At 72.3% G+C, this 19987-nt stretch carries 19 protein-coding genes and 1 riboswitch; of the genes, 13 read left to right on the forward strand and 6 right to left on the reverse strand.

Annotation, left to right across the window (positions count from 1 at the left end; translation table 11 throughout):
• Positions 1-51: 51 nt before the first annotated feature.
• The gene (locus tag ABJI51_RS17415) at positions 52-765 is read right to left on the reverse strand and encodes an SDR family oxidoreductase (RefSeq protein WP_348952074.1); all 714 of its coding nucleotides are present in this window, start codon (positions 763-765) and stop codon (positions 52-54) included.
• A gap of 60 nt (positions 766-825) precedes the next feature.
• Between ABJI51_RS17415 and ABJI51_RS17420 the strand changes: the two genes are divergently transcribed.
• Complete coding sequence (locus ABJI51_RS17420) at positions 826-1401, forward strand: TetR/AcrR family transcriptional regulator (RefSeq protein ID WP_348952075.1); 576 nt, start codon at positions 826-828, stop codon at positions 1399-1401.
• Here ABJI51_RS17420 and argS read toward each other — a convergent pair.
• Together argS and ABJI51_RS17430 are read right to left on the reverse strand one after the other, a co-directional pair.
• Positions 1398-3119 (reverse strand): arginine--tRNA ligase, encoded by a 1722-nt coding sequence (argS, locus tag ABJI51_RS17425; protein ID WP_348952076.1) that lies wholly within the window; start codon positions 3117-3119, stop codon positions 1398-1400. The genes ABJI51_RS17420 and argS overlap by 4 nt on opposite strands.
• 115 nt (positions 3120-3234) lie before the next feature.
• Positions 3235-5346 carry a RecQ family ATP-dependent DNA helicase gene (locus tag ABJI51_RS17430; protein WP_348952077.1) on the reverse strand — a complete coding sequence of 704 codons (2112 nt, stop codon included), beginning with the start codon at positions 5344-5346 and terminating at the stop codon, positions 3235-3237.
• Positions 5347-5543: 197 nt separating this feature from the next.
• On the opposite strand from ABJI51_RS17430, the gene nadD reads away from it, so the two are divergent.
• From nadD to ABJI51_RS17465, 7 genes are all read left to right on the forward strand, one after another.
• Entirely contained in the window at positions 5544-6113 is a 570-nt protein-coding gene (gene nadD, locus ABJI51_RS17435) for a nicotinate-nucleotide adenylyltransferase (RefSeq protein ID WP_431605632.1), read from the forward strand.
• A gap of 59 nt (positions 6114-6172) precedes the next feature.
• The gene (rsfS, locus tag ABJI51_RS17440) at positions 6173-6568 is read left to right on the forward strand and encodes a ribosome silencing factor (RefSeq protein WP_348952079.1); all 396 of its coding nucleotides are present in this window, start codon (positions 6173-6175) and stop codon (positions 6566-6568) included.
• Positions 6565-7179: a histidine phosphatase family protein gene (locus tag ABJI51_RS17445; protein ID WP_348952080.1), complete on the forward strand. Its 615-nt coding sequence runs from the start codon at positions 6565-6567 to the stop codon at positions 7177-7179. Before rsfS ends, ABJI51_RS17445 begins: the two co-directional genes overlap by 4 nt.
• A 3-nt stretch (positions 7180-7182) precedes the next feature.
• Positions 7183-7911 (forward strand): diglucosylglycerate octanoyltransferase, encoded by a 729-nt coding sequence (gene octT / locus ABJI51_RS17450; protein ID WP_348952081.1) that lies wholly within the window; start codon positions 7183-7185, stop codon positions 7909-7911.
• A gap of 5 nt (positions 7912-7916) precedes the next feature.
• Entirely contained in the window at positions 7917-8774 is an 858-nt protein-coding gene (locus tag ABJI51_RS17455; RefSeq protein WP_348952082.1) for a DegV family protein, read from the forward strand.
• A gap of 147 nt (positions 8775-8921) precedes the next feature.
• A complete protein-coding gene (locus ABJI51_RS17460; RefSeq protein ID WP_348952083.1) occupies positions 8922-9635 on the forward strand; it encodes a ComEA family DNA-binding protein in 714 nt (237 codons plus the stop codon).
• Positions 9632-12004: a ComEC/Rec2 family competence protein gene (locus tag ABJI51_RS17465; RefSeq protein WP_348952084.1), complete on the forward strand. Its 2373-nt coding sequence runs from the start codon at positions 9632-9634 to the stop codon at positions 12002-12004. Before ABJI51_RS17460 ends, ABJI51_RS17465 begins: the two co-directional genes overlap by 4 nt.
• 29 nt (positions 12005-12033) lie before the next feature.
• Here the strand turns inward: ABJI51_RS17465 and thrC are convergent, their stop codons facing one another.
• Complete coding sequence (gene thrC / locus ABJI51_RS17470) at positions 12034-13299, reverse strand: threonine synthase (RefSeq protein ID WP_348952085.1); 1266 nt, start codon at positions 13297-13299, stop codon at positions 12034-12036.
• A 13-nt stretch (positions 13300-13312) separates the two neighbouring features.
• Positions 13313-13446: riboswitch (SAM riboswitch) on the reverse strand.
• A 146-nt stretch (positions 13447-13592) separates the two neighbouring features.
• On the opposite strand from thrC, the gene holA reads away from it, so the two are divergent.
• Positions 13593-14573: a DNA polymerase III subunit delta gene (gene holA / locus ABJI51_RS17475; RefSeq protein WP_348952086.1), complete on the forward strand. Its 981-nt coding sequence runs from the start codon at positions 13593-13595 to the stop codon at positions 14571-14573.
• Between the two features lie 57 nt (positions 14574-14630).
• Here holA and rpsT read toward each other — a convergent pair whose 3' ends face one another.
• Entirely contained in the window at positions 14631-14891 is a 261-nt protein-coding gene (rpsT, locus tag ABJI51_RS17480) for a 30S ribosomal protein S20 (RefSeq protein WP_013228460.1), read from the reverse strand.
• A gap of 327 nt (positions 14892-15218) precedes the next feature.
• Here rpsT and ABJI51_RS17485 point away from each other — a divergent pair, with 327 nt between their 5' ends.
• Both ABJI51_RS17485 and ABJI51_RS17490 read left to right on the forward strand, forming a co-directional pair.
• Positions 15219-16082 (forward strand): DMT family transporter, encoded by an 864-nt coding sequence (locus tag ABJI51_RS17485; protein WP_348952087.1) that lies wholly within the window; start codon positions 15219-15221, stop codon positions 16080-16082.
• A 23-nt stretch (positions 16083-16105) separates the two neighbouring features.
• Positions 16106-16480 carry a VOC family protein gene (locus tag ABJI51_RS17490; protein WP_348952088.1) on the forward strand — a complete coding sequence of 125 codons (375 nt, stop codon included), beginning with the start codon at positions 16106-16108 and terminating at the stop codon, positions 16478-16480.
• Here ABJI51_RS17490 and ABJI51_RS17495 read toward each other — a convergent pair.
• On the reverse strand, positions 16477-17097 hold the full coding sequence (locus tag ABJI51_RS17495; RefSeq protein WP_348952089.1) for a class I SAM-dependent methyltransferase: 621 nt from the start codon (positions 17095-17097) through the stop codon (positions 16477-16479). The genes ABJI51_RS17490 and ABJI51_RS17495 overlap by 4 nt on opposite strands.
• A 67-nt stretch (positions 17098-17164) precedes the next feature.
• On the opposite strand from ABJI51_RS17495, the gene lepA reads away from it, so the two are divergent.
• Positions 17165-19054 carry a translation elongation factor 4 gene (gene lepA / locus ABJI51_RS17500; RefSeq protein ID WP_348952090.1) on the forward strand — a complete coding sequence of 630 codons (1890 nt, stop codon included), beginning with the start codon at positions 17165-17167 and terminating at the stop codon, positions 19052-19054.
• A gap of 131 nt (positions 19055-19185) precedes the next feature.
• A complete protein-coding gene (locus ABJI51_RS17505; RefSeq protein WP_348952091.1) occupies positions 19186-19755 on the forward strand; it encodes a Uma2 family endonuclease in 570 nt (189 codons plus the stop codon).
• The last annotated feature ends 232 nt before the right edge of the window (positions 19756-19987 follow it).

Genomic DNA, 19987 nt, shown 5'->3' on the forward strand with positions numbered 1-19987 from the left:
TGATGCCCCTTCAATCACGAGTGATGCCCGCTGGATCACGCGTGATGCCCCTCAGCCCAGCGAGACCAGCCTGGCTCCGCCGTCGGCTTCCAGGACCGTTCCCGTCAGGTTGCGGTTGGTTGCCGCCAGGGCCACGACTTCGGCCACGTCGTCCGCCGTCGCCACTCGGCGGGTCGGGATCGACGCCGCCGTCTGGGCGAAGAACCCTTCCCGCATCTCGTCCGGGAAGCCGTTCCACCACGCCGTGTCCACGACGCCCGGCGAGACCGCGTTGACCCGTCGCGGGGCCAGCTCGACCGCCAGCGGCTTGACCAGCGCTTCGATCGCCGCGTTCAGGGCGCCGATGCCGGCCGTGCCGGGCATGGCCGCCCGGGCGGTGATCGCGCTGAGCAGCGTGATCGAGCCGTCCGCGGCCAGGTGTGGCAGCACCGCCTGGATCGTCGTCAGGTGCGCCCAGAACTTCGCGTCGAACGCCCGGCGCAGCATGCCGAGGTCCAGCGACCCGATCGGCCCCATGCCTTCGGTGCCCGACAGGCTCACCACGAGCACGTCGACCGTCCCGAGCGACTCGGCCAGCGCGGCCATCGCCGCGGCGTCGCCGCCGTCGGCCTGGTGCCCGCGCAGCTGCGGGTCGCTCGCCGCGACGTCGTCGAGGCGTTCCTTGTCCCGCCCGGTGACGTGGACGTCGTAGCCCTGGCGGTGCAGCCGCCGCGCGGTCGCCAGGCCGATGCCCGAAGTGCCGCCGGCCACGAGAGCGATGCTCATGTTGTTCCTCATTTCGAACCGGTACGTCTCGTTTCGAAATCCAAGCTACCATCGGATCCCATGACCGACCAGTCCCGCCCCGGCCGCAAACGCAGCGAGCAGAGCCGGCTGGCGATCCTCGCCGCCACGCTCGACCTGGTCGCGGAGTCCGGCTACGGCGCGCTGACCGTCGAAGGCATCGCCGCCCGCTCGGGCGTCGGCAAGCAGACGATCTACCGCTGGTGGCCGTCGAAGGCCGACGTCCTGCTCGACGCGCTCGCGACGAAGGCGGACCTCAAGATCCCGATCCCCGACGAGGGTTCCTTCCGCGCCGACCTGACGCGCTTCCTGAGCGACACGTTCGAGCTGGGCGAGAAGGCCGACGTCGCGGACACGCTCCGCGCGCTGATGGCGCAGGCGCAGATCGACCCGGAGTTCGGCAAGCGGTTCCGCGAGGACTTCCTCCTGCGCCGTCGCGACGCGCTGGGCCGCATCGTCGACCGCGCCGGCGAGCGCGGCGAACTGCCCGCGGGCGTCGCGCCCGGCACGGTGATCGACGTCGTGTTCGGCACCCTCTGGTACCGGCTCCTCGCCACCCGCGAACCGGTCGGCCGCACGCTGGCCGGCGAGCTGGTGGCGCTGCTGGCCGCCCGCTAAAGCCGTTCGGGCGCTTCGATGCCCAGCAGCGAGAGCCCGAGCGCGAGCGTCCGCGCGGTCAGCGTCGTCAACCTCAGCCGCGACGCGCGCAGCTCGGGCGAAGCTGCCTTCAGCACCGGGCATTCCTCGAAGAACCGCGAGAACGTCACCGCGGTCTCGTACAGGTACGTACAGAGCTTGTGCGGCGCATAGCCGTCCGTTGCCGCCTTCAGCGCTTCGCCGAACCTCAACAGCTTCAGCGCCAAAGCGCGTTCCGCCGGAGCGTCGAGAAGGATCTGCGTACCGCCGGGCTGACCGCCCGCCTTCCGCAGGAGCGACTGCGTCCGCGCGTGCGCGTACTGCAGGTACACCGAAGTGTTGCCTTCCTTGGCCAGCATCCGGTCCCAGGCGAAGACGTAGTCGCGCTCCCGGTCGCCGGACAGGTCCGCGTACTTGACCGCGCCGATGCCCACCGCCCGCGCGACCTCCGCCTGCCCCGCGGAGTCGAGTTCACTGCGTTCGGCGACGACCGCGGCGGCCTGGTCCACGGCTTCGGTGAGCAGGTCCGCCAGCTTGACCGTCTCGCCGGCCCGGGTCCGCATGGTCTTGCCGTCGGCGCCCAGCACCGTGCCGAAGGCGATGTGCTCGGCGTGCCCGGTCAGCCAGCCCGCGGCCCGGCAGACGGCGAACAGCATCGCGAAGTGCTGGGCCTGCGGCGCGCCGACGACGTAGAGCAGGTCGGTGGCGCCGCGCTCGGCCGTCCAGTACCGGACCGTTGCCAGGTCGGTCGCGGCATACCCGTAACCGCCGTCGCGCTTGCGGACGATCAGCGGCAGCCGGTCACCATCACGGTTGCGGAAGCCTTCGGGGAAGACGCAGACGGCGCCGTCGCTGACCTCGGTCAGCCCGGCCTTTTCGAGGTCTTCGACCACCGCGGCGAGGTACGGGTTGTAGAAGCTTTCGCCGTAGATGTCCTTGTCCGTCAAGGAAACCCCGAGCAGGTCGTAGACGGCGTTGAAGTGCCGCGTCGACTCGGCCACCAGCTCCCGCCAGACGGCCAGGGTTTCTTCGTCGCCGCTCTGCAGCAGGACGACACGTTCCCGCGCCCGCGTCGCGAACGCTTCGTCGCTGTCGAACTTCTGCCGTGCTGCACGGTAGAAAGCGTCGAGGTCGGCGATGGCGCGCTGCCCGGCCGGGACGTCGGCGAGATGCTCGATGAGCATGCCGAACGGCGTGCCCCAGTCACCGAGGTGGTTGTGCGGCAGGACTTCGTGTCCCGCGAACCGCAGCAGGCGGGCGAGCGCGTCGCCGATCACCGTCGTGCGCAGGTGCCCGGCGTGCATCTCCTTGGCGACGTTCGGGCTGCTGTAGTCGAGCGCGATCCGCCGCGGCCGCGGGGTTTCTGGCACGCCGAGCCGCGGGTCGCCGAGCAGCCCGGCGATGCGTGCTTCGAGCCATTCCTTGCGCAGCACGAAGTTCAGGAATCCCGGCCCGGCGATCTCGGGTGCCCCGGCGATGTCACCGAGTTCCAGTGCGCCGGCGATCAGCGCCGCGACCTCCCGCGGCGGACGGCCGAGCCGCTTGCCCAGGCTCATCGCCAGGTTGCCCTGGTAGTCGACGCCTTCGCGCGGCGACGCCTGGATCAGCGCCTGCTCGGGCGTCAGCTCGACGTCCAGCGCCCGGCCGGCGGCGGCCACCACGCGGCGCGCCAGCTCCTCGGTAACGTCGGCGGTCTGCACGGTGTCCCTCCTTCGGCTCGGTCGCGGAAACTCGCAGCGTAGCGAGGGTGACCGGCCGGCGACGAAGGGTTTACCGCAGCTCGCCGCCCCGCGTTTCCGGCAGCGCCTCCTTCCTTCAGGCCGTACTGGCCAACGCGAACGGCAGCACCGCGGGCGCCCCGGCCCGCCGCAGCAGGCGTGCGGCGAGCGTCATCGTCCAGCCCGTGTCGATGACGTCGTCCACCAGCAGCACCGGCCCGGACGGCAGCGATGCCGCCAGGTCGGCGGGCATGCTCATCCGCCGCCACAGATCGGCCAGCCGCTGCGCGCTGTTGGCCTGCCGGGGTGGCGGGCCCTCCGCGTCGAGGGCGCCGAGGAAGTCGAGCCTGCCGATCTCGGCCAGCCGCGTCGCGAGGCTGTACACCAGCTGTGGCCGGGTCGACGACGGAACCGCCACCACCGCCACCGGCCGTTGTGCCCACTGCCACCCGGCGAGCACCTGGACGCAGGCCTTGAACACCGAGTCGGGCACCTCGGCGTCGCGGGCCTGTGGCCCGACCAGGTCCCGCAGCCGGTTGCCCCAGCCGACGTCGGTGAGCCGCCCGAGCACCTGGCCCGGCTCGGCCTGGTCGTCGGCCGAGATCCGGCCCGACACCGGAACGTCCAAAGAGGACATCCCGGTCGGCCACTGCTTCCGGGGCGCGACCTCGACGCCGGGCCGCTGCAGGCGTTCCCGTGTCGCGTCGACGACCTCGTCGGCGACCGTCGTGTCCCAGTGCTGACCGGTGCAGTTGTCGCACCGCCCGCACGGCGCCGCTTCGGGGTCGTCGAGCTGCCGCCGCAGGTATTCCATCCGGCACCCCTTGGTGGCGAGGTAGCCGAGCATCGCTTCCTGCTCGCGGTCCCGTGCCTGGGCGACGCGCTGGTACCGCCCGCGGTCGTACTCCCAGTTCTCGCCCGTGCTCGTCCAGCCGCCCTTGACCCGCCGCACTGCGCCGTCGACGTCGAGCACCTTGAGCACCATTTCCAGCCGCGACCGGGAAAGCTCGACCGACGGCTCGAGCGCGGCCGTCGAAAGGGGACGGTCGGCGTAGGCGAGGGTGTTGAGCACCTGCGTCACCCGCAGCTCGTCGGGGAAGGCCAGCGACCCGAAGTACGCCCAGATCGCCCTGTCCTCCTCGCCGGGCAGGAGCACGACCTCGGCGCGCTCCACGCCACGCCCGGCGCGGCCGACCTGCTGGTAGTACGCGATCGGCGACGACGGCGCGCCCAGGTGCACGACGAACCCGAGGTCCGGCTTGTCGAACCCCATGCCCAGCGCGGACGTCGCGACCAGCGCCTTGACGCGGTTGGCGAGCAGGTCGTCCTCGGCCGCCTGCCGGTCGGCCGGGTCGGTCTTGCCGGTGTAGGCCGCCACCGGGTAGCCGCGGTCCTTCAGCAGCGACGCGACGTCGTGCGCCGCCGCCACGGTCAGGCAGTAGATGATCCCGGATCCCGGCAGCTCGGCCAGGTGCTCGGCGAGCCAGGCCAGCCGCGCCTGCGACGTCGGCAGCCGGCACACCGACAGCCGCAGGCTTTCCCGGTCGAGGCTGCCGCGCAGCACCAGCGTGTCGCCGCCGGCGCCGAGACCCAGCTGCTCGGCGACGTCGGTGACCACGCGGTCGTTCGCCGTCGCCGTGGTCGCCAGCACCGGCACGCCCTCGGGCAGGTCGCCCAGCAGCGTCCGCAGGCGCCGGTAGTCCGGCCGGAAGTCGTGCCCCCAGTCGGAGATGCAGTGCGCCTCGTCGACCACCAGCAGGCCGGTGCTCGCGGTCAGCTTCGGCAGCACGTTGTCGCGGAAGTCCGGGTTGTTCAGCCGTTCCGGGCTGACCAGCAGGACGTCCACCTCGCCCGCCGCGACCGCCGCCTGGACCTGGTCCCACTCCTGCGGGTTGGCGGAGTTCATGGTCGCCGCGTGGATCCCGGCGCGCGCCGCCGCCGAGATCTGGTTGCGCATCAACGCGAGCAGGGGCGAGACGATGACCGTCGGGCCGCTGCCCTGTTCCCGCAGCAAGGCCGTGGCCAGGAAGTACACCGCCGACTTGCCCCAGCCGGTGCGCTGCACGACCAGCGCGCGGCGCCGCTGCGCGACGAGGGCCTCGATGGCGGTCCATTGGTCGTCGCGCAGCTTCGCCGAGTCGCCGGCCAGTGCCCGCAGGAGGGTCTCGGCGCGGTCGCGGAGTGCTGAGGTGGTGCCGGTGGTGTCCACGTCCCCACGTCTACCCCATGGCACCGACAGATCGGGAATCGGCGGCGGCGCGAACGGACCGTTCGCGACGAATACGGGCCGTTATGTGAGCTGAATCACAATTCCGGCCCGGCTGGGCGAGCTGTCCCACAGCACCCGGCCCGCGCGGCCGCGGCTGTATAGGCTCTCCGGTCATGTCACCACGGCGGATCGGGGTCATGGGCGGCACCTTCGACCCCGTGCACCACGGCCACCTCGTCGCCGCGAGCGAGGTCCAGTCCCGGTTCGGGCTCGACGAAGTGATCTTCGTCCCGACCGGGCAGCCGTGGCAGAAGACCGGCCGCCAGGTGACGAAGGCCGAGCACCGCTACCTGATGACGGTGATCGCGACCGCGTCCAACCCGGTGTTCTCGGTCAGCCGCGTCGACATCGACCGCGGCGGCCAGACCTACACCGTCGACACCCTGCGCGACCTGCACGCGGAGTACCCCGGCGACGAGCTGTTCTTCATCACCGGCGCCGACGCGCTCGAGCAGATCCTCACCTGGCACCGGGCCGACGAGCTGTTCGACCTCGCCCACTTCATCGGTGTCACCCGGCCGGGCTACCGGCTCAACTCCCACCACCTGCCCAGCGGCAAGGTGAGCCTCGTCGAGGTCACGGCGATGTCGATTTCCTCCACCGGCTGCCGCGAACGGGTCGAACGCGGGGAGCCGGTCTGGTACCTCGTGCCCGACGGCGTCGTCCGCTACATCGCCAAGAACGACCTCTACCGGAAGAGCGACTGAACCGCCGCCGGTCCCGGCGGGTACCCTTCTCGGGCGAACCCGAACCGAGAAGGAGCACCGTGGCAGCCACGTCCGAGGCACGAGAGCTGGCCGTAGCGGCCGCACACGCGGCGGCGGACAAGAAGGCCAGCGACGTCGTCGTACTGGACGTGTCCGAGCAGCTCGTCATCACCGACGCCTTCGTCATCGCCTCCGCGTCCAACGAGCGCCTGGTCGGCGCGATCGTCGACAACGTCGAAGAGAAGCTGCGGGAGCAGGGGCACAAGCCGGTCCGCCGCGAAGGCGCCCGCGAAGGCCGCTGGGTGCTGCTGGACTACGTCGACGTCGTCGTGCACGTCCAGCACGTCGAAGAGCGCACGTTCTACGGCCTCGAACGGCTGTGGAAGGACTGCCCGCGCATCGAGGTGGCCGGTCTCGAAGAGCCGCCCGCGGACGAGGACCCGGACGCCCTGTGAGCCCGCGGCGGCTGGTGCTGTGGCGCCACGGCGAAACGGACTACAACGCCGCCGGGCGGATGCAGGGTCACCTCGACTCGGCGCTGACCCCGCGCGGCTGGAACCAGGCCCGGTTCGCCGTGCCCGCGCTGGCCCGCTTTTCCCCGGACCTGGTCATCGCCTCCGACCTGCGCCGCGCCACCGACACGGCCACCGTGCTCACCGACGCGATCGGCGTCCCGCTGCGGATCGACAAGCGGCTGCGCGAGACGCACCTGGGCGAGTGGCAGGGACTCACCGGCGCCCAGGTCGACGAGGCCTACCCCGGGGAGCGCGCCCGCTGGCGCACCGACGCGACCTGGGCACCGCCGGGCGGGGAGAACCGCGTCGACGTCGCCGACCGCGCGAGCGAAGTGGTCACCGACCTGCAGCAGGCCAACTCCGAAGCGGGGGAGACCGTGCTGCTGGCCGCGCACGGCGGGCTGATCATCGCGCTCACCGCGCGGCTGCTGGACCTGCCGGTGGCGATCTGGCCGTCGCTGGGCGGGATCGCGAACTGCCACTGGGTGGAGCTGGGGATGCGTGACGGCAAGTGGCGGCTGCACGCCTACAACGCGGGGATGCACGGCTAGCCGATGGGGCCGCGCCTGCTGGTGTTCGGCGACTCGCTGAGCTTTCACGGTCCCGAGGGGCCCTGCGCGGCCGACGAGCCGCGGCTGTGGCCGAACGTGGCGGCCGCCGCCCTCGGCGGCAGTGCCGACCTGGTGGCCGGGATCGGCTGGACCGCGCGGGACGTCTGGTGGTCGCTGACCGGCGATCCGCGCGTCTGGGCCGACCTGCACCACGCCGACGCCGTCGTGCTCGCGATCGGCAGCATGGACACGCTGCCGTCGCCGTTGCCGACCTACCTGCGCACCGGGCTGCGGTACCTGCGGCCCGACCCCGTGCGGCGGGTGGTGCGCAAGGCGTATCTCGCCGCCCAGCCGCGGCTGTCGGTCGCGCTGCGGGGCCGTCCCGCGGTGTTGCCGGCCAGGCTGACCGTGCAGTACCTCGACACCGCCGTGGGCGCGCTGCGCGTCCTGCGGCCCGAGCTGCCGATCTTCGGCTGGCTGCCGTCGGTGCACCGCGCCGCGGCGTACGGCGGAGTCCACACGGCACGCCCGGCCGCGACGGCCGCGATGGCGGCGTGGGGTGCCCGGACCGGAATTCCCTTGCTGGACCTCGAAGCCGTCGTGGGGGAGCACGTGCTCAGCGGCGCCGGAAACCCGGACGGCATGCACTGGGGCTGGGCGGGGCACGCCGCGGTCGGCGAGGCGATGTCCGTGTTGCTGGCACCGGTGGCGGCCCCTGGCCCCGTAGGCTGACGGGCGTGTCGGTCGCCGTAGTCACGGATTCCACTGCCCACCTGCCGGAGGGCTTCGCCGACCGGCACGCGGTCCGGGTGGTTCCGCTGCACGTCCTGGTCGACGGCGTGGTTTCCCTCGACGGCATCGAAACCGGCCCGGCGGCGGTCGCCGAGGCGATGAGCCAGAAGAAGATCGTCACGACGTCCCGGCCGACGCCCACGGAGTTCGTCGAGGAGTACCGCGCGGCGTTCGCCGAAGGCGCGGACGCGATCGTGTCGGTGCACCTGTCGAGCGAGCTGTCGGGCACCTGGGAGGCGGCGGTGCTGGCCGCCCAGGAAGTGGGGCCGGACCGCGTCCGCGTTGTCGATTCGCGGACCACGGCGATGGGCCTCGGGTTCGCCGCGCTGCACGCCGCCGTCGCCGCGGCCGCGGGAGCCGACGCGGCCGCCGTCGAGGCCGCCGCGGTGCAGGCGGCAGGCTGCTCGTCGACGTTGTTCGTCGTGGAAACCCTGGAATACCTGCGCCGCGGCGGCCGGATCGGGCCGGCGGCGGCGCTGCTCGGGACGGCGCTGGCGGTGAAGCCGGTGCTGCACATGGCCGACGGCCGCATCCTGCCGCTGGAGAAGGTCCGCACCATGAACCGGGCCATCGCGCGGATGGTCGAGCTGGCCGCGAAGGCCGCCGACGGCGACGACGTCGAGCTGGCGGTCCACCACCTCGCCTCGCCGGAACGCGCGGTCGAGCTGGCGAACCGCCTCGAAGAGGCGATCCCGCGCTCGTCGGGCTGCGTGGTTTCCGAGCTGGGCGCGGTGATCGGGGCGCACACCGGTCCCGGCGTGCTGGGCGTGGTCGTCCAGCGCACGCTCCCGTCCCGGAGCTAGCCGAACCGGCCAGCATGCCACCCGGGTACGACAGAAACGGCCGTTCCCGGGCCGGGCGGAGCGGATCCGTCCACAACACCCCGGTTGTCCACAGGACGCGGCGGCACCCCTGTCGCCCGCCTCCCCGCGCGCCCTAACGTCGATCGTGTGTTCGAGCAGCCCGCCCGGAATCCGGGCCCTCCCGTCAACGACCGGCTCGCCTGGCTGGCCGACCAGCTCACGCCCGGCGCGAGCACGGCCGGCCCCGGCGGCCGGCTGGTCCGGCGCTGGCTGCCGGGCGGTCCGGCAGGTGCCGGCCACCGCCGGTGGGCCTTCGCCGGTGTCCTCCTGTCCGTCGTCGTGATCGTCCTCGGCGCGGTCGCGCTCGCGGGCGGCCGTCCGGCACCGGAGCCGCCACCCGCGCCGGCCAATGCGAAACCGGCGGCCGAGGCCAGGGCCGCGCCCCCGGCCGGGCTCGTCGTCAGCGTCGTCGGCCGCGTCCGGTCACCGGGGCTGGTCACCGTGCCCGCGGGCGCCCGCGTGGCCGACGTGCTGCGCGCGGCCGGCGGGGCCGAGCCCGGCGCGGACCTCGCCGCGCTGAACCTGGCACGCAAGGTGGCCGACGGCGAGCAGCTCACGGTCGGCATCCCGGCCCCCGCCGGGGCCGCGGACGCCCCGGCGGGCGGCGGGAAGGTCGACCTCAACGCGGCGACCGCCGACCAGCTGGACACGCTGCCGGGCGTCGGCGAGGTGATGGCCAAGCGGATCGTCCAGTGGCGCACCGACCACGGCGGCTTCAGCAAAGTCGAGCAGCTGCGCGAAATCGACGGCATCGGCGAAAGCAAATATCGCAAGTTGAGAGAGCAGGTGACGGTCGGATGAGTGCCCTTCCCGTGACCGACACGCGTCAGGACATGCGGCTGGTGCCGGCGGCGCTGGTGTGCTGGTCCGCCGCACTGGCGGGCTTGCTCCTCGGCTGGTGGACGGCGGTCGTGGCCGGGCTTGCCGCGGCGGTGGCCGCCGGGCTGGTGCTCTGGCGGGCGCGCGGCCGTCCCCGGGTCTTCGACGCGGCGGCCGCCCTGCTGGTACTGGGGCTCGTGGCGGCGGGACCGGTCGCCTGGCGCATCCGCGACGCCCAGCGTGACGACCTCCGCGTGGCGGCGGCGAACGGCTTGCCCGCGGCGCTGCGGGTCGTCGTCGCCGAACGGCCGAAGCCGGTCCGCACGGCGGGATACGCCGATCAGCAGGCCGGCGCCCGGTCGGTGGTGCTGACGGCCGACGTGCGCACGGCGTCGGTGGACGGGCGGCCGGTCTCGTCGTCCGGGCGCGTCCTGCTGCTGGCGCCGGTCGCGCCGTGGGCTTCGCTGCTGCCCGGGCAGGAAGTGGGCGTGAGCGGCCTGCTGATGACCCCGCGTGGCTCGGACCTGACCGTCGCGGTGCTGTCCGTGCGTGGCCCGCCGGGCGAGCCCGGCCCGGCGCCATGGTGGCAGCGGGCGGCGGCCGGGCTGCGTGCCGGTCTCCACGACCTGTGCCAGGTCCTGCCGGAGGAACCCGCGGGCCTGCTGCCGGGCCTGGTCCTGGGTGACACGGGTGCGTTGTCCCCGCGCGTCGAGCAGGAGTTCGTCACCGCCGGCCTGGCCCACCTGACCGCGGTCAGCGGCGGCAACCTCGCCGTGGCCTGCGGTGCGGTGCTGCTCCTGCTGCGGCTGTTGCGGCTCGGTCCCCGGCTGTCGGCGGTGGCGGCCGGGACGTGCCTGGCCGGGTTCCTGGTCCTGGTCGGCCCGGAGCCGAGCGTGCTGCGGGCGGGTGTCATGGCCGCGGTGACGCTGCTGGCCTTGGCGCTGGGCAGGCGTGGTTCGGCGCTGCCCGCGCTCGCCTTCGCGGTGTGCGTGCTGGTGGTCGCCGACCCGGCGATGGCCACGGACTTCGGGTTCGCGCTCTCGGTGTTCGCCACCGCCGGGCTCGTGCTGTTCGCCCCGCGCTGGGCCGGTGTCCTGGTCCGCCGCGGCGTCCCGCCGGGATTCGCCGAAGGGCTGGCGATCCCGCTGGCGGCGTTCGTGGTGACGGCACCGGTGCTCGCGGGCATGGCGGGCTCGGTCAGCCTGGTTTCGGTGCTGACCAACGTCCTCGCCGCGCCCGTGGTGGCTCCGGCGACGGTGCTCGGCGTGCTGGCGACGGTCATCGGCCCGTGGTGGCCGGGTGCCGGAAAGGTCCTGGTGCACCTGGCCGATCCGGAGGTCCGCTGGTTGATCACCGTGGCCCGGCACGGCGCACGGGCGCCCGGCGCGGTCGTAGCGTGGCCCGGCGGCTGGGCGGGCGGAGTGCTGGCGGCCGGTGTCCTGGCGGTGCTCGTACTGGCTGCCCGGCACCGGCGCGTGCGGGTGCTCATGGCGGTGCTGGTCGCCGTCGCGCTGCTGGTGTTCGTGCCCGTGCGGGTCCTGGCGCCGGCGTGGCCGCCGCGGAACTGGGCGATGGTCGAATGCGACGTCGGCCAGGGCGACGCGGTGGTGCTGGCGACCGCCGAGCCCGGGCGGGCCGTCGTCGTGGACACCGGGCCCGAGCCGGGACCGGTGGACGAGTGCCTGCACCGGCTGGCCGTCGACCGGATCCCGGTGCTGGTGCTGAGTCACCTGCACGCCGACCACATCGGCGGGCTCGCCTCGGTCTTCGACGGCCGGGCGGTCGGCGCCATCGCCGTCGGCCCGGGGCGGGCGCCGGAGTGGGCGTGGCGGCAGGTGGCCGGGGAGGCGGCCCGGCAGGGCGTGCCGCTGGTGGAGCTGAACCCGGGCGAACGCCTGGCGTGGCCGGGGTTGTCGATGGAGGTGCTCGGCCCGCGGTACGTCCCGGCCCGCACGGAGGAGCGGCCGGACGGCACGACGATCAACAACAGCTCGGTGGTGCTGCGGGCGGAAACCCCGGCCGGCCGGGTCCTGCTGACGGGCGATGTCGAACTGGCGGCCCAGGCGGACCTCCTTGCCGACCTCGACGACCTGAAAGCGGAGGTGCTGAAAGTGCCCCACCACGGCTCGCGCTACTCGCTGCCGTCGTTCCTCGCGGCGGTGGCACCCCGGGTGGCGTTGGTCAGCGTGGGCGCGGGCAACACGTACGGCCATCCCAGCAGGTCCACATTGGACAGCCTGACGGCGCTGGGTGCCCTGGTCACCCGCACCGACACGGACGGCGACACGGCCGTGGTCTCCGGCTCCGCCGTCGTCCGGCGGGGCGAGCCCCGCGGCCCGCCCCGCCGGTGAGCCCGGGGGACGGGGCGCGGAGCCGGACGTCAGTAGCCGAGCGCCTCGTTCACGGCGGCGGCCGACGGGGGCAGGATCGCCTTGGGGCCCACGTGGTTCTCGACCGCGTCGAGGGTCTTGAGGCCGTCGCCGGTGATCAGCAGCACGGTCTCCGCGTCCGGGTCCAGCTTGCCGGTCTCGACCAGCTTCTTCGCCGTGGCGACGGTGACCCCGCCTGCCGTCTCGGTGAAGATGCCTTCGGTGCGGGCCAGCAGGCGGATGCCTTCGACGACCTCTTCGTCGGAGACGTCCTCGATCGCGCCGCCGGTGCGGTTGACGATGTCGAGCACGTACGGGCCGTCGGCCGGGTTGCCGATCGCCAGCGAGCGGGCGATCGTGTCCGGCTTCACCGGCTGGACCACGTCGTGGCCCGCGCGGAACGCGGCCGACACCGGCGAGCAGCCGGTGGCCTGCGCGCCGAACACCTTGTACGGGCTGGCGTCCACGAGACCGAGCTGGCCCAGCTCGCGGAAACCCTTGTCCACCTTGGTCAGCTGCGAACCGGAGGCGATCGGCACGACGATCTGCGGCGGGATGCGCCAGCCGAGCTGCTCGGCGACCTCGAAGGCCAGCGTCTTCGAGCCTTCCGAGTAGTACGGCCGGACGTTCACGTTCACGAACGCCCACTTCGGGTGCTCCGCGGCCAGCTCGGTGGCGAGACGGTTGACGTCGTCGTAGTTGCCGTCGACGGCGATCAGGTCGCCGTCGTACACCGCGGTGGTGAGGATCTTGGCGCGCTCGAGGGTCTTGGGGATCAGCACGACCGACCGCCAGCCCGCGCGGGCCGCGGCGGCGGCCGTCGCGTTGGCCAGGTTGCCGGTCGACGGACACGCCAGCACCTCGAAGCCGAACTCGCGGGCCGCGGCCAGCGCGACGGCGACGACGCGGTCCTTGAACGAGTGAGTCGGGTTGCCGGTGTCGTCCTTGACCCACACGCGCTTGAGGCCGAGTTCCTTGGCGAGGCGGTCGGCGCGGATCAGCCGCGTCGCGCCCGGCTCGGTGTTCGGGATCTCTTCGACATTGGACGGAACCGGAAGGAGCTTCTTGTAGCGCCAGATGTTCTTCGGGCCTGCCTCGATGTCCTCGCGGCGGACGCGGCCGAAGTCGTAGGCGACCTCGAGCGGCGAGAAGTCCTCGGCGGAGACGAATTCGGGGGCGAGCGGCTGCCGGTGACCCTCTTCCTTCGACACCAGTTCGACGGCGGGACCGAGGTCCGGGGTCTTGGTGGTGGAGGTCGTGCCGAGGGTTGCGGTCATCGCGAGGTTCCTTTCCTCATCTGCCCCGCCGAAGCGGGCCGGAATTGGCACCGTGGTCGTCAGCTATCCCGCGATCGCGGGATGACAGGCTGTACGCCGGTTGCCGGGGCTTCGTCGGGCCGTTCCCTCTGCCCCTCTGGATGAGCGGTATTCGGTTGTCGGTGCACGCTCGCCGGATCGCCCGGGGCGGCTGCCTCGGCTACACCGTACGACATCGCGCTCGAGCCGTGCCACGGTCCCGCTCGACATCACCGGAGCGGGGGCACGAACAGAGCAAGTGAGAGGATTCCGGGGTGACCGCGCAAGCCACCGCCCCGGCCCCGCTGCACCTGGTGCTGGGAGAGGAAGAACTGCTGATCGAGCGGGCCGTCCGCGAGACGCTGGCCGCCGCCCGCGCGACGGACGCGACGGCGGAGCTGACCCGGGTCCGGGTGTCGGATCTCACAGCGCCGGAACTCGCCGAACTGGTCAGTCCGTCGCTGTTCAGCGAGGGGCGCGTGATCGTCCTGGAGTCGGCGCAGGACATCTCGCAGGAGCTGGCGGACGCGGTCGCGGCCTACCTGAAGGACCCGGCGGACGGGGTCGTGCTCGTCGTCGTGCACACCGGCGGCGGCCGCAGCAAGGCGGGCAAGTCGCTGCCTGCTGTGCTGAAGAAGGCGGGCGCCGAGGTGACGGAGTGCCCGAAGCTGACCAAGCCTGCCGAGCGGGAGCAGTTCGTCCGGCACGAGGTCCGCCGGGTGGGCGGCAAGATCGACCCGGCCGGGGTCGCGGCGCTGATCGACGCGGTGGGCTCCGACCTGCGGGAACTGTCTTCGGCGGCGACGCAGCTGGTCGCGGACACGGGCGGCACGGTCGACGCGGAGGCGGTCCGCCGCTACCACCGCGGCCGCGCCGACGTGACGGGCTTCGCGGTCGCGGAGAAGGCGGTCAGCGGCGACCGCGCGGCGGCGCTGGAGTCGCTGCGCTGGGCGATGCAGCTGGGCGTCCCGCACGTCCTGGTGGCCGACGCGCTGGCCGACGCGGTCCGCACGATCGCCCGGGTCTCCGGCGCGGGCCGCGGCAACCCGAACCAGCTGGCGGGTGAGCTGGGCATGCCGCCGTGGAAGATCCGCAAGGCGCAGGGCCAGTCCCGTGGCTGGAACCCCGACGGCCTTGCCATGGCGATGCGCGTGGTCGCCCGGCTGAACGCGGAGGTCAAGGGCGTCGCGGCGGACCCGGGCTACGCGCTGGAGCGAGCGGTCCTCGAGGTGGCGGCCGCCAAGGGCGACCGCTGACCCCGGGCACGAAGAAGGCCCCGGCCGGAGCCGGGGCCTTCCCAGAAACCAACTGGCTCAGAGCGCGTTGACGCGCTTGGCGAGCGCCGACTTCTTGTTGGCGGCCTGGTTGGCGTGGATGACGCCCTTCGAGACGGCCTTGTCCAGCTTCTGGGCGGCGTCGCGCTGCAGCTCGACGGCCTTGGCCTTGTCGCCGGCCTCGGCGGCTTCGCGGACCTTGCGGATCGCGGTCTTCACCGAGGACCGGATCGCCTGGTTGCGCTGACGCGCCTTCTCGTTCGTCGTGATGCGCTTGATCTGCGACTTGATGTTGGCCATAGGGCAACTCCTGTTTCACTCGGTGAGATCGCCGCCGCGCTGAAGTGGCCCCGCTCGGGGAGCGGGTTTCCTCCATGACGGAATGCCGCACGGGCAGCGAGCGACCACTCTAACAGCCGGGCCGCGGGCGCCCGGAGCCGGGAGTAGGCTCGGTGGCGGCAGTGCCTAGGGTTCCGTCGCCGGTCCGTGCCCGCACCGTACAACCAGGGCCGGCGGGGCTGGTCCGAGCGGCACCATCGGCGGGCCCGGACGGCCGGTCGTTCATCTGACGGGGCAAAAGCCTGGAGGACCCGGTTTTCGCGTGCGCGAAAACCCGTAAGGGGTCCCATGAACGCCACTGCCCTGTCCCTCGTCCTCGTCGCCGCCGTCGTGCACGCGGCCTGGAACCTGGCCGCCAAGCGGATCTCCGCCGGCGGCACGCAGTTCGTCTGGCTCTACTACACCGTTGCCGCGGTCGTGCTGCTGCCGGTCACCGTCGTGCTGCTCGTCGTCGAGGACGAACGTCCACAGTGGAGCTGGCTGCTCGCCGCGGTGGTCACGGCGGTGCTGCACATCGCCTACGGCGTCGTCCTGCAGCGCGGGTACCGCGTCGGCGACCTGTCGGTCGTCTACCCCGTCGCGCGCGGCACCGGCCCGCTGCTGTCCGTGCTGGCGGCCGTCCTGGTGCTGGGGGAACGCCCCGGCCCGCTCGGCCTGCTCGGCGCGTTTCTGGTGATCGCCGGCGTGCTGGTGATCAGCACCGGGCGCCGGGGCGGCGAGACGCACGCAGTCAAGGCCGGTGTCTTCTACGGCCTGCTGACCGGCGCCGTCATCGCCGGCTACACGCTGTGGGACGCCCACTCGGTCACCGGCATCGGCGTGCCGCCGGTCGTCTACTTCGGCCTCGGCTCGGTCCTGCAGAGCCTGCTGCTCGTGCCCGGCGCGCTGGCCGGCCGCGCCGAGGTGACGCGGGTCTGGCGCGAACACCGGCGCGAGGTGCTGCTCGTCGCGGTGCTGTCGCCGATCGCCTACATCCTCGTGCTGTTCGCCCTCACCATGGCGCCGGTCAGCCTGGTCGCGCCCGCCCGGGAGCTGAGCATCGTGCTCGGTGGCCTCGCCGCGTGGTTCGTGCTCGGCGAACGCGACGCCGGCCGCCGGCTCGCCGGTGCGGTGATCGTGTTGTCCGGCATCGCCGCGATTGCGGCCGCCTGAGCGCGTCCGGTAGGGATGGTCGGATGGAAGTCCTGAAGAGCAGGCTGCTGATCCGCCCGCGCGACGCCGCCGCGACCACCGCGTTCTACCGCGACACCCTCGGCCTGGCCGTCGAGCGCGAGTTCCCCGGCGGCACCGTCTTCTTCCTCGGGCACGGCTCCCTGGAGGTCTCCGGCCAGGGAGACGGCACTTCCTCGCCCGATCTGGTGCTCTGGCTGCAGGTCCGTGACCTGGCGGGCACCCTGGCCGAGCTGCGGGCGAAGGGCGTCGAGCCGGTGCAGGACGCCCAGCGGATGCCGTGGGGCCTCGACGAGGCCTGGATCGCCGATCCGGACGGCACGCGCATCGTGCTGGTCGAGGTGCCCGAGGGCCACCCGATCCGGACGGACACCCGCTAGGCGGGCTTCACCGCGCGCAGCTGCGCCGCCAGCGCGGCGAACCCGGGCGGGTCCCAGGTCCACGTCTGCAGGTCGGTGAAGCCCGCCGCGGCGGCTTCGTCGGCCAGCACGTGCCTGCCCACCGGGAGCCACTTCTCGTGTGCGGACAGCAGCAGCCGCCCGCCCGGGCGCAGCACCCGGAACAGCTCGGCGAAGCCCGCCGCGCGGTCGTCCCAGAGCATGACGTTGTTCACGCTCAGGACGACGTCGGCGGATCCGTCGGGCTCGCCGGTGTGCGCGGCCGACCCTTCGCGCAGCTCGGCACGGTCGCCGCAGCGCTCGCGGCACAGCCCGAGCATCTCGGGGGAGGGGTCGACGCCGATGGCGCGCCCGGCCAGGCGAGCGGCGGCGTCCAGGCCGACGCCGGGGCCGGGGCCGACGACCAGGACGGTCTCGTCCGGCTCGATCTTCGCCAGGTCGACGATGCGGTGTTCGGTGGCGGCGTTGCCCCTGGCCATCAGCCACCCGCCGAGGCGGCCGAGCACGCCCGAGGGGTGACCGAACGTCCGGTCGAGGACGCGGGCGAAGCCGTCCGGATCCGGCTGGGGAGGGGGTGCCGGCTGGTGCGAAGTGCTCATACTTCGAGGGCACCACTTCTCGCGGAAGCCCGCATCGGGGATGACCCCCACCCGCACCCGGAGGGTCATGGGAACATGGAGGTGGCCATCCCCGACTTTCCGAGGACTCATTCGAGTGACGACGTTCGCCGACACCACCTTCACGCCTCCGGAGCTGATCCGGAACTTCTGCATCATCGCGCACATCGACCACGGCAAGTCGACCCTGGCCGACCGCATGCTGCAGCTCACCGGCGTCGTCGAAGAGCGCGCCATGCGGGCCCAGTACCTCGACCGGATGGACATCGAGCGCGAGCGCGGGATCACCATCAAGGCGCAGAACGTCCGGCTGCCCTGGCAGGTCGACGGGCAGGACCACGTCCTGCACATGATCGACACGCCGGGGCACGTCGACTTCACCTACGAGGTCTCCCGCGCCCTGGAGGCGTGCGAAGGCGCGATCCTGCTGGTCGACGCCGCGCAGGGGATCGAGGCCCAGACCCTGGCCAACCTGTACCTGGCGCTGGAGAACAACCTCCAGATCATCCCGGTGCTGAACAAGATCGACCTGCCCTCGGCCGACCCGGACAAGTACGCCGGTGAGCTGGCCCACATCATCGGCTGCGAGCCCGAGGAGGTCCTGCGGGTCTCGGCCAAGACCGGCATGGGGGTCGGCGAGCTGCTCGACGCCGTCGTCAAGCAGGTCCCGGCGCCGCAGGGCGACGCCGACGCGCCCGCCCGCGCGATGATCTTCGACTCGGTCTACGACACCTACCGCGGCGTCGTCACCTACATCCGGGTCGTCGACGGCAAGATCACCCCGCGCGAGCGGATCAAGATGATGTCCACCGGCGCCACGCACGAGCTGCTGGAGGTCGGCATCATCTCGCCGGAGCCCAAGGCCAGCAAGGGCCTCGGCGTCGGCGAGGTCGGCTACCTGATCACCGGCGTGAAGGACGTCCGCCAGTCCAAGGTCGGCGACACCGTGACCGCGGAGCGCAACGGCGCGAAGGAACCGCTGGCCGGCTACCGCGAGCCGAAGCCGATGGTCTACTCCGGACTGTATCCGGTGGACGGTTCCGACTACCCCGAGCTGCGCGAGGCGCTGGACAAGCTCCAGCTGAACGACGCGGCGCTGACCTACGAGCCGGAGACGTCGGTGGCGCTGGGCTTCGGCTTCCGCTGCGGCTTCCTCGGCCTGCTGCACCTGGAGATCACCCGCGACCGGCTGGAGCGCGAGTTCGGCCTCGACCTGATCTCGACGGCGCCGAACGTGATCTACCGCGTGGTGCTGGAGGACCGCAACGAGGTGGTCGTGACCAACCCGTCGGACTGGCCGACCGGGCTGAAGATCGCCGAGGTGCACGAGCCGGTGTCGAAGGTGAGCATCCTGGCGCCGTCGGAGTTCGTCGGCACGATCATGGAGCTGTGCCAGACCAAGCGCGGCACGCTGCTCGGCATGGACTACCTGTCCGAGGACCGCGTCGAGCTGCGCTACAACATCCCGCTGGCGGAAATCATCTTCGACTTCTTCGACACGCTGAAGTCGCGGACGCGCGGTTACGCGTCGCTGGACTACGAAGAGGCCGGCGAGCAGGTCGCCGACCTGGTCAAGGTGGACATCCTGCTGCAGGGCGAAACCGTCGACGCGTTCTCGGCGATCGTGCACAAGGACGCGGCCTACGGCTACGGCAACCGGATGGCGACGCGGCTGCGCGAGCTGATCCCGCGTCAGCAGTTCGAGGTGCCGATCCAGGCGGCGGTCGGCTCGCGGATCATCGCGCGCGAGACGATCCGCGCGATCCGCAAGGACGTCCTCGCCAAGTGCTACGGCGGTGACATCTCGCGGAAGCGGAAGCTGCTGGAGAAGCAGAAGGAAGGCAAGAAGCGGATGAAGACCGTCGGCCGGGTCGAGGTCCCGCAGGAAGCCTTCGTCGCCGCACTGTCCACAGAGGACTCGGGGAAGAACAAGAAATGAGTGTCCGCGCGAGCTGACACTCCGCCCGTGTTCACGCTTCCGAGTGAACACGGGCGCCGAACCGGCGTTCGAAGCCGTTTCTGTCGGTGCTGTCTGGTGTGCTCTGGTGCGAAGAGCGAAAGGAGAGCACCATGACGGTCATGGCAGACATCGAGGTTCCCGCGTGGTCGGGCCCCATGACGGTGCACGACCTCGAGGGGATGCCGGACGATGGCCGACGCTACGAACTCATCGACGGGGTACTCGTCGTGAGCCCCGCACCCGGAAGAAGACATCAGAAGATCGCCTACCGGCTCTACGGCGTGCTGGAGGCCGCCTGCCCGGCCGATCTCGAGGTGATCGGCGCACCGTTCGCGGTGCACTCGGGCGACAAGGTGGAACTCCAGCCGGACGTGGTGGTCGGCCGGGAGGCGGACTTCACCGACAAGGACCTGCCGGAGCCACCCCTGCTGACGGTCGAGGTCCTGTCGCCGAACACCGCCATCCACGACCTCAACACCAAGAAGGCGGTCTACGAGCGGCTCGGGGTGCCGGGCTACTGGGTGATCGATCCGGAGGAACCCGCGCTCACCGTCTTCGAGCTGGACGAGGAGGGGCACTACCAGCAGGTGGCGAAGGCGGCGGGCGAGGAGGTCTTCGAGGCCGAGCGGCCGTTCCCGGTGCGGATCGCGCCACGGGAGCTGCTGGGCAGGCTCGGCTGAGCGCGGCCGCTTCCGGGCCGGGCTTCGCGGTTCCGTCGCCCTGGTCCAGGACTTAGTGGTCCTTTCGTGCGGAAGTCGGACCACTGGAGCACCTGGGCCGGGCGCGGCGGCGGTGGTTCGCGGGTGGCGCGGTGCGGTGCCGGTGGTGTCCCGGCTGCCGGGGGAGAAGCCGAGCGGCGGTGACACGCGCCGGTGCGCGATCCGGCCCGGGGTGGCAGGTCAGTGGTGGCTG

Origin of the sequence: Amycolatopsis melonis (assembly GCF_040064235.1) — a bacterium.
Classification (GTDB): Bacteria; Actinomycetota; Actinomycetes; order Mycobacteriales; family Pseudonocardiaceae; genus Amycolatopsis; species Amycolatopsis melonis.